Raw genomic sequence first — 8,956 nt, 5'->3', positions numbered from 1 at the left:
GGGTGGCCGGCCCCCGCCGCGGTGAGGGTGTCGCCGGAGCGCGTCCATTCGGCGCCGGAGGGGGCGAACAGCGCGTAGTGGCGGCCGCCGACGCTGGCGCCGACCACGCCGCCCCCGGAGTGCCACACCTCGGGCGTGCCCGTGAACGCGACTTCGGGGTCGGCCCCCTCGGTCTCGGCGTAGGCGAAGGGCAGGCCCTGGCCGATGGTGGCGCGCAGGGTGCCGCCGCCCTCCCACTGGGCCGTGACGGTCCAGTCCCCGCTGTCGGCGACCTCGGTGCGCGGGGCGTCCAGCCCGGTGGCGCCCATGGTGAGGTCGGCGGTATGGGGGTACTCGTATTTCAGCCCGTCGGCCACGAGCCGGTGCTCGTCCGGGTAGCCCACCTCCAGCCCGCCGGAGTGCGGACGGAAGCTGAACGGGTGGGCGAAGAGGTTCTCGCCGTAGGGGTTGCCGGGATAGCGCTGGAAGATGAGCGAGGACCACCACTCGTTGGTGGGGGCGGGGCCGGTGAAGCCGTCGGCCACCTTGGGCTCGACGGGGTCGCCGTTCTGGTCGCTCGGTCCGGGCTCGCCTGCGGGGCGCACGTCGGTGTAGCTCCCGTCGCCCACGGGGACGACGGCGGCGGAGTCGGCGGACGCCGGGGCGGCTCCGGAGGGGTCCTGCACCGCGTCGGCCGCCGCGAGACCGGCGCCGCCGATCACGAGCGCGGCGAGTGCCGCGGGGCCGGGTCGCAGTCGGGGGACGCGGAGGGCACCGGGGGCGCGGAGGACACGCCGTCTGTCGCGGGTACGTGCCATGGTCGGCCTTTCCTCGGAGATGCGGTCCGTGCGGGAGCACCGAACTTTGGGAGCGCTCCCACATGTGCTGCACGAGCCCCGAGTGTCGAATGGGGCGCCGAAGAGGGCAATCCGGGAAAACTGGATAGTTTCCTAACTGTTACGCGGGGTGAGGGTTCACATACGGGGCGCGGAGGCGAGGAACGCCCTTCGTTTCAGAATCCCCGCCCATCCCGACTACCCCGCACGAACCGCGCGATCACCGTATGCGAACATTGGTGGGCAGTCCGCCCCTTGTTTCCCGGCTAAGGCCACCGAATGACGTACCCGCCTCCCGCGCCGCCAATGCCCCCGCCCCGGCCCGCCCGCACCGGGATGGTCGTCGGCATCACCGTCGCCGTGACGCTGGCCGTCGCCGGCACGCTCACCGCGGCGGGCGTGTTCGCGTACGGCCGCCTCGCCACCACCGGTCCGCAGACCGCCCCCGGCCTGCCCGCCGATCCGTGCGGCGCCCCGGGAGAGGACGTCCTCCGCGACCTCGGCGCCGAGCCGGACGGCCAGGGCACGATGCACTACGAGACCGGATGCACGTGGGAGGCGGAGGTCGACGGCCAAGAGGCCACCCTGGACGCCATCTGGATCGCCCCCTACAACGAGTCCGACGCCGACCTCGTGGAGCGGTACGGGGACGAAGAGGCGCCCCGGGACCTCGACTCCGCCTACGACCTGCAGATCGAGCAGGCCTCGGAGCCGGACCGGTACGCGCCCGACGAGGCGGAGGCCGAGACCGAGGAGAGGGACCTCGACCTCGGCGAGGAGAGCGTGCTCATCCTCACCACCGTCGACAACGGACTCGCCTACTCCGAGAGCTCGGAACAGCGCGCGAGCGTCGTCGTCCGCGAAGGGGAGACCGTGGGGACACTCGTCCTCTCCTTCCCCGAGGACGCCGACGAGATCGACATCGACGATGCCGAGGACCTTCTCGGCGACGCCGCCGCCGCGGCGTTCGGCTGACCACGAACTGGCGGCCGCCCTCCGGGGCGGCCGAAGATCACAACGGCTGACCCGGAAGGAGCACGGGCGTGTACACAGGCCCACCGAACGTNGGCGCCCCGCCGCAGCAGCAGCCCCCGCCGCCCCCGCGGCGCGGCAGGACCGGGCGCACCGTGGCCGTCACGGCGGTGATCACCCTCGGCGCCTATGCGGTGGTCGCCGGGACGGCCGGGACCGTGCTCGCCCTCAGGGCCCCGTCCGCGACGGAGGGGGCCTCTCCCCGGAACGAGGACCTGCCGGAGCCTCCGTGCGGCGTTCCGACCCGCGACCAGCTGGACCGGGTCGGCGCCGAGCTGCCGAACGCATCGGTCGACGAGAACAGCTCGGACTGCTCCTGGTACAGCGCCTTCTCCGACGGGACCCTGGGGTGGCTGCGCGTCTCCTACGGCCTGCCGACCGATGAGGACGGCGAGCTCGACCCCGGAACGCGGGCGGCCGAGGATGAGTTCTCCTCGGAGTCGGAGGACCTGCTCGAAGAGTCGGACGACGAGTACTGGACCTCGCAGGTGGTCGACTCCCACGAGCCCGACCTCGGGGACGAGGCACTGGTGGTCCATTACCGCTGGGGCGGCTCCGACGACGACCTGACGGCGTCGAGCAGGGTCGTGGTGCGTGTGGACGACGTGCTGGTGCGGGTCTCGGCGAACGAGGCCGGTGATGCGCGGGGCGGCTCCGGAGAGGCCGGACTCTCCGAGGATGAGGAGACGCTGCTCGGGGTCGCCGAGCGCGCCGTCGCCGCGCTGGAGTGACCCGGGGAACCCCGGGGCGGTCCTCACCTCTCCGGGGGCAGCACGTTCTCCTCGTACTCGCCGCGCATGTTGCCGGGCGGTGAGTAGACGAGGACGACGTAGTGCTCGCGCCAGGTGTCCTGCTCCGAGACGGGTTCGCTGACGCGCGCCGCGCCGACCTCGGTCGTCGCCCTCCACACGAGCTGGGTGAACGGGCCGGTCTCCGGGGAGAAGCCCGGGTCGCCGTAGTCGTAGTCCTCGTTCGCGGCGTACCAGTGGTCGACGGCGTCGCCGCCGCCCGGTTCGGCCTCGGGGTCGGTCGAGGCGGAGTAGTAGACGGTCTCGCCGCGCCCCGGCTCCCGCCCCCGGTGGCCCTCGTCCAGCCCTTCGTATTCGGAGAACTCGCGGGCACGTTCGAGGGCGTAGGCGTTCAGCTCCCCGTCGGGTTCGAGCGGGGGCGCCCCGTGCCGCTCGCGGTGGGCGTTGGCGGCTTCGAGCGCCTCACCCAGGAACACGTCGTCGGTGCTGTCGGGGAACGCCGGACGCACGGAGCCGGACTCGGGTGCGGACTCGGGTGCGGACTCGGTCGCGGCCGCGGTATCCGCGGCGTTCGCCGGGGCGGTCACGGGGCCGACGAGGACGGCCGTGGCGAAGAGCGGGAAGAGCGGAAGGAGTCGGGAACGCATCGGTCTCCTGGCGCGGTCGGGAGGACGTCGGGGGCCGGGCGGCCGACAGGCGGCCACCCGAACGGGACTCTAACCCAGAATCATCATCTCTTTACATGGAGTGATGAAATTCGTTGGGCGCGCCGATCGGCCGCACTGACCGGGCCGGACGCCCCTTCCGGCGAAGAAGGGTCCCCGGGGGCGATTGCCGCGCGCACCGCCTCGCCGTAGAGTCGGCCTCCCCAGGGCGGTCCGAGGGCAAGGAAAGCGCTTCCCTTGAGCGCCTCGCCTCCCCGCCCCTTTCTCCCCCTTCCCGCTAGGAACAGGAGAACCCCGTCATGGCCACGACCCCGCGCACCCCTGCCCGCCTTGGCGGAGCGGCGGCCGCACTGCTCCTGACCACCGCCGCGCTCACCCCCGGAACGGCCGCAGCCGCCGCCCCGCGCGCGGCCACCGCCGTCTGCGAACCGTTCGACACGATCCCCATGGGCAAGTACTGGCTCAACAACAACTTGTGGGGGCAGGACGCCGGATCGGGCTCCCAGTGCGTCGAGGACCTGTACCAGAGCGGCGACACCATCGGGTGGCGCACCGAGTGGCAGTGGGAAGGCGAGCCCTACGAGGTGAAGTCCTACGTCAGCTCGGTGCTCGGGTGGCACTGGGGCTGGAACGCGGACGACACCGGGCTCCCGGTCCCGCTGTGGACCGAGGAGCCCCTGAACACCACGTGGGACTACGGCATCCGGACCGACGGCCCCGCCTCGGTCGCCTATGACATGTGGGTTCACGACGTCTCCGATCCGACCTGGGAGGACGACCCCAGCGACGAGGTGATGGTCTGGCTGTCCGCGCACCACGGCGCGGGACCGCTGGGCCAGAGGATCGACACCGTGACCGTCGGCGGCGAGCAGTGGGACCTGTACCGCGGCGAGATCAGGGGCGACGACGGCCGGCTCCTCTGGCACGTCCACTCGTTCGTGCACACGAGCGGGACCGACTCCTACAGCGGCGACCTGACCGCGTTCACGGACCACCTGGCCGCCAGGGGATCGCTCTCCTGGGACCAGCACCTGTCCAGTGTCCAGTCGGGCATCGAGGTCTTCCGGGGATCGGGAGAGCTGCGGACCAACGCCTACAGCGTCACGAAGGGGTAGGGGCGCAGGCGGCCGCACAGGCCGCGGCGCCCGTCCTCTCTTCCCCCGCGTGCCCGACCCGTGCGGGCCGGGCGCGCGGGGAGGCGGCCGCCGGTCAGTCGCACTTCTTCCAGGAGAAGACGTAGGTGGTGGTGATGCTGGCGTCGGTGGAGTCCATCGCCATCCAGCTCAGCCGGTCGGGGTCGCTCCCGGCGTCCACCCGCAGCTCGGTGTTGATGTTGAAGTTGCGCTCGGCGTTGCAGGGGGCGTAGATCGCCACGTTGGCGCGGTCGTTGAACTGCCAGTTGTCCTGGTGCGGGCCGGGCAGCTCGTGGGTGACGGCTTCCGTCTGGGGCATGCCCTGGAAGTAGTAGCTGGCCTTCTGGGTGCCCGTGGCGCCGTCGGCGAGGTCGGCGTAGCCGCGGTACTCGGCGCGGGCGATGGCGTAGGTGTAGCCCTGCGGGACGCTCACCAGCACCGCGAGCTGGCAGTTCTTGCGGCTGTCGATGGGGCTCGACCCGCCTCCGGCCTGGGCGAGGTACTCGCTGTAGGTGACGGTGAACGCGGTCTTGTCAGGGGCCACGGAGGCGGCGGCGGTGCCGGGGGCGCAGCCGGAGCCGTTCGCGTTGACCAGGTCGATCTCGACCTGACCGGGCGGCGGGGGGTCGGTGGGCGGGAAGGGCACGACGGTGTCGGGCGCATCGGAGGCGGCCGCCGGGGCGGCGGACAGGGCCAGGGCCGCGGCGAAGGCCGCGGCGGTGGCTGCCAGGCGGGATCTGGGCATGGGGGGACCACCTTCGGGGGGAATGGGGGACGGGGCCGGTCGGGGGGCCGGTCCCGGCGGTGCGTCCGCCCGGCGCTGCCGGCACGGGTAGGAGCGCCGTGCGTGTGGGGGACGCGGGGCGTCTCCGCCGACCGGTTCCGGAGGGGCGCGTGCCCACCGGTGCCCGGTCATGGCCGAGTAGGGGGAAGGGGATTCGGAGGATGTACCGGACGAACGCTTCCTCTGGAATGTAGGCACTCGAATACGGAGCGTCAATCCCCGCGCCCATGATCCTTTTTCACAGACGAGGGGACCGAGAATGTGAATGCAGAACCGGGACCGCTCCCGTGCATCAGCCCGCCTTCCCAGTGAATTCAGGGAATCATCCCGTATTCGGACGAGGGGACGGCCGACGCACACCCCTCTCCCCCGTCCCCCCCCCGGCCGCGCCGGACCGCCGTCCGCCCGACGGGCTCTCTGCCGGTTCCGGTGGCTCTCCGTGTGATGGCTGAACTACTATTTCCTGACCCGGTCGGACGGCAGCGGCCACATTCCGTCCATGGAGCGATGGGATCGAAGTGCGGCCCGGCGACGGCGGGCGGCGGCGATCGGGCGCCCCGAAGAACGGGGACTGGCCGCTTTCTCCTTCTTCTACCGTTTTTCGACCGTTTTCAGGAGGCCGCCATCCGACTCCACGGCAGCGTCCGGGGCGATGCGCGTTCCGCGGCGGCGGGGCACCAGACCGAGACGCTCGGGGCGTACTCCGCCTACGCCGACTGGTATGCGCGGATGACCAGGGGTGTCACTCCGTACTCGCCTTTGCGGACGGAGATCCTCGAATTCTGCAGGACCGCCTCCGGAACCGTGCTGGACGCCGGGGCCGGGTGCTGCCGCGACGCCGTCCAGATGGCGCGGGGCGGGCGCGACGTCGTGGCCGTCGACGCCGTCCCCGGGCTGCTGGAGGCGGGGCCGCAGCACGCCCGGGTCCGCCCGGTCACCGCCGACGTCCGCGCCCTCCCCCTGCGCGGCTCCTCCGTCGGGGCCGTGTGGTGTTCGGCGGTCCTCCTCCATATGGACGCCGCGGGTTTCGTCGCGGCGCTGCGCGAATTCCTTCGCGTTCTCACCCCTGACGGATTCGCGCAGATCTCGCTCAAGGAAGGCGACGGCCATTCCGTGGAACCGATGGCCGACAGCGCCGTGCACCGTCGGCATTTCTTCTCCTACCCGCTCGACCGCCTGAGGGAGTTCTCCGCCGACGCCGGTTTCCGCATCGACCGGACATGGACGGGGGAACAGGCCGACTCCGGCGGGACCGTACAGACCTGGCGCAAACTCCGCCTCCGCCCCCTCGGGTGAGCCCCGCCCGGCCGCCCGCTCCCCGGCCTTCTCCATTGCCCCACCACAACAAAGGGCAATAGGGGCGACGGAAGGGATATACCGGACTGGTAGCGTGAGCCGCCCGACGGGCACCGGGACGGAGAGGGCGGTCGGGAGTGCGGAACCTGGGGCCGGACGATCCCCGCGAGGTCGGCGGCCACCTGCTGCTGCGCCGCATCGGGGCGGGAGGGATGGGCGTCGTCTACCTCGGGCGCGCCCCGGGCGGCGGACTGAGCGCCGTCAAGGTCGTCCGCGCCGAGTACGCCGACGACGAGGAGTTCCGGGCGCGCTTCCGCCGCGAGGCGGCCGCCGCCGGGCGGGTGCACGGCCCGTTCACCGCGCGCGTGCTCGACGCGCGCACCGACGGCCCCGTGCCCTGGATGGCGACCGAGTACATTCCCGGACTGAGCCTGGACCGCGCCGTGCGCGAGGTGGGCGAGTTCCGGGGGGACCCGCTGCGGATGCTCGGCGCCGGGCTGGCCGAGGCGCTGCGCGCGATCCACGCCGCGGGGCTGGTCCACCGCGACCTCAAGCCCTCCAACGTGCTGCTCTCCGAGCGCGGCCCACAGGTGATCGACTTCGGCATCGCCCGGGCCGCCGACGCCACCGCGCTCACCGGGACCGGCCAGGCCATGGGCACCCCCGGGTACATGGCGCCGGAGCAGGTCGGCGGCGGCGACGCCGGGCCGTACAGCGACGTCTTCGCCTTCGGCGGCGTGCTGCTGTACGCGGCGACGGGGCGCAGGCCGTTCGGCGGCGGCGACCCCATGGGGATCCTCTACCGCTCCCTGCACGAGGAGCCCGACCTGGCCGGTCTGGACGGGCTGGACGGGCCCGTCCCCGAGCTGGTCCGCGCCTGCCTGGAGAAGGACCCCGGTGACCGGCCCGGCCTGGACGAGGTGCGCGCCGCACTGGCCGCCCCGGGGGCCTCCGCCCCGCCGGGCGCGGCCGAGATCGCCCGGACCGTGCTGCTGCCCGCCGGGGTGGCCGAGGGGATCGCGCGCGGCGCGGCCGAGGCCGACCGGGCGGGACCGGAGCCGCCGGCGGCCGTGGGAGACCCGGCCCCGACCCCATCGCCACGGGGAGCCCGGACCGGGGTGCCGCCCTGGGCGTGGGCGGGGGCGGCCGTGCTCGCCGTGGTGATGCTGGCGGTCGGAGCGTTGGCGGCCTCGGCCGGGGACCTCCTGGACGGAGGCCCGCCCGACCCGGCCACCGGAGGCGGAGCCGCAGACCCGCCGGGCGGGGGCGTCCCCACCGACAGCGTCATCGGCGACACCGGGGAGGCCGACGCCGCGCCGGTCGCCGACGGGCTCGCGGAGCTGGAGTGCTCGGGCGACCGCGGGCCGGTGGGGGTCTACGGGGCGGCGTGGGCCGGGTACGGCCCCGAGCTGGTCGTGCTGTCGGACTACGGCCTGTCGCTGTTCGACACCGAGCAGGGCGAGGAGGTGGCCCGGCTGGGCGGCGGCGCGGACGACGGCGGGCCCGCGTGCCGCGGCTACGGCGAGGTCGGCCCCTCCGGCACCGGTCGGCGGATGGACGTCAGCGACGACGGGCGCATCGCCGTGCAGGTCGCTCCCGAGGGCGACCGGATCCTGTCCTGGGACCTTCAGGCCCGCGAGGAGCGTGCGCCGATCGAGCTGGAAGAGGCGTTGGACGGGCCGGTCGTCACGGTGAGCGGCGACGGCGGGACGGTCGCCGTCTCCGGGGGCGCCGAGGGAGACCGGCGGCGCCTGCAGGTCTTCCGGACCGAAGGCGGCGAGCGGCTGCTGAGCGAGGACGACCCCTACTTCGACATCGACCTCGACGCGGACGGCGGTCGGCTGGCCGCCGTCACCGGTGCGGGCCCGCGGTCGGTGGCGCTGATCGACACGGCGTCGGGCCGCGAGGAGACCGACTACTCGGTGCGCGAGCCGATCGGGGACCGGGCCTCCTCCCGCGTGGCCTTCGGGCAGGGGGACCTGCTCGCCTACACCACCGGCGGGGCGGTCGTCGTGTGGAACCCGGACACGGAGAGCGTGCTGCAGGAGTTCCCGTACGCGCCGAACAGCGGCCCCGTGGACGGTCTGGCGTTCACCGGGGACTCGACCGTGGCGCTGGCGTTCTCACCGCAGGCCTCGGAGGCGCCCGGCGGACTGGTGCGGCGGTGGAGCACCGCCGACGGGTCGGAGATGTCGTCGCTGGAGGGGGCGGGGTGGCGGTTCCCCGCCTTCCATCCGAGCGCACCGGACCGGGCGCCCGAGGTGGCGGCCTTCCGGACACCGGCCCAGGCGGCGGACGGGTTCGCCGTGGCGGTCGTCCGCCCCGAGTCCGGACAGGGCGCGACCCGGTGGCTCCGGTGGGGCCCCGCCGACCTGGGCGGTTTCGGCTAGAGGCGGCAAAGGACCGGCCCGACCCCACGTTGATCTCGGGGAAGTCGGCCTTATGGCGGCCGGTGGTGTCAACTGGTGAGTGCAACTATGCC

The 8,956-nt window shown here is 73.4% G+C and carries 6 protein-coding genes and 1 pseudogene; 4 read left to right on the top strand and 3 right to left on the bottom strand.

From position 1 onward, the window contains the following. Nucleotides 1–797, bottom strand: a pseudogene (locus tag D476_RS34665) (glycosyl hydrolase); the annotation flags it as partial. Between the two features lie 324 nt (nt 798–1,121). On the opposite strand from D476_RS34665, the gene D476_RS0126310 reads away from it, so the two are divergent. After that, nucleotides 1,122–1,790 (top strand): hypothetical protein, encoded by a 669-nt coding sequence (locus D476_RS0126310; protein ID WP_017626889.1) that lies wholly within the window; start codon nt 1,122–1,124, stop codon nt 1,788–1,790. 811 nt (nt 1,791–2,601) lie between these two features. On the opposite strand, the gene D476_RS0126300 is transcribed toward D476_RS0126310, so the two are convergent. After that, a complete protein-coding gene (locus D476_RS0126300; RefSeq protein ID WP_017626887.1) occupies nt 2,602–3,243 on the bottom strand; it encodes a CAP family protein in 642 nt (213 codons plus the stop codon). A 317-nt stretch (nt 3,244–3,560) separates the two neighbouring features. On the opposite strand from D476_RS0126300, the gene D476_RS0126295 reads away from it, so the two are divergent. Then, nucleotides 3,561–4,376 carry a GH12 family glycosyl hydrolase domain-containing protein gene (locus tag D476_RS0126295; protein ID WP_017626886.1) on the top strand — a complete coding sequence of 272 codons (816 nt, stop codon included), beginning with the start codon at nt 3,561–3,563 and terminating at the stop codon, nt 4,374–4,376. Between the two features lie 94 nt (nt 4,377–4,470). On the opposite strand, the gene D476_RS0126290 is transcribed toward D476_RS0126295, so the two are convergent. Further along, complete coding sequence (locus D476_RS0126290; RefSeq protein ID WP_017626885.1) at nt 4,471–5,139, bottom strand: DUF4360 domain-containing protein; 669 nt, start codon at nt 5,137–5,139, stop codon at nt 4,471–4,473. 768 nt (nt 5,140–5,907) lie between these two features. Here D476_RS0126290 and D476_RS35795 point away from each other — a divergent pair. Beyond that, complete coding sequence (locus tag D476_RS35795) at nt 5,908–6,474, top strand: class I SAM-dependent methyltransferase (protein WP_160167454.1); 567 nt, start codon at nt 5,908–5,910, stop codon at nt 6,472–6,474. A gap of 137 nt (nt 6,475–6,611) precedes the next feature. Then, entirely contained in the window at nt 6,612–8,864 is a 2,253-nt protein-coding gene (locus D476_RS0126280) for a WD40 repeat domain-containing serine/threonine protein kinase (RefSeq protein ID WP_017626883.1), read from the top strand. Nucleotides 8,865–8,956 lie beyond the last annotated feature (92 nt).

Origin of the sequence: Nocardiopsis chromatogenes YIM 90109 (assembly GCF_000341185.1) — a bacterium.
Lineage (GTDB): Bacteria > Actinomycetota > Actinomycetes > Streptosporangiales > Streptosporangiaceae > Nocardiopsis_A > Nocardiopsis_A chromatogenes.
The sequence above is the reverse complement of the archived record's forward strand: the minus strand, read 5'-3'. Positions and strand labels throughout refer to the sequence as shown.

What these genes read in the sequence shown, in the direction of transcription:
- D476_RS0126310 (WP_017626889.1), top strand. Translation starts at nt 1,122, where the DNA reads ATGCCCCCGCCCCGGCCCGCCCGCACCGGGATGGTCGTCGGCATCACC.
- D476_RS0126300 (WP_017626887.1), bottom strand. Translation starts at nt 3,243, where the DNA reads ATGCGTTCCCGACTCCTTCCGCTCTTCCCGCTCTTCGCCACGGCCGTC.
- D476_RS0126295 (WP_017626886.1), top strand. Translation starts at nt 3,561, where the DNA reads ATGGCCACGACCCCGCGCACCCCTGCCCGCCTTGGCGGAGCGGCGGCC.
- D476_RS0126290 (WP_017626885.1), bottom strand. Translation starts at nt 5,139, where the DNA reads ATGCCCAGATCCCGCCTGGCAGCCACCGCCGCGGCCTTCGCCGCGGCC.
- D476_RS35795 (WP_160167454.1), top strand. Translation starts at nt 5,908, where the DNA reads ATGACCAGGGGTGTCACTCCGTACTCGCCTTTGCGGACGGAGATCCTC.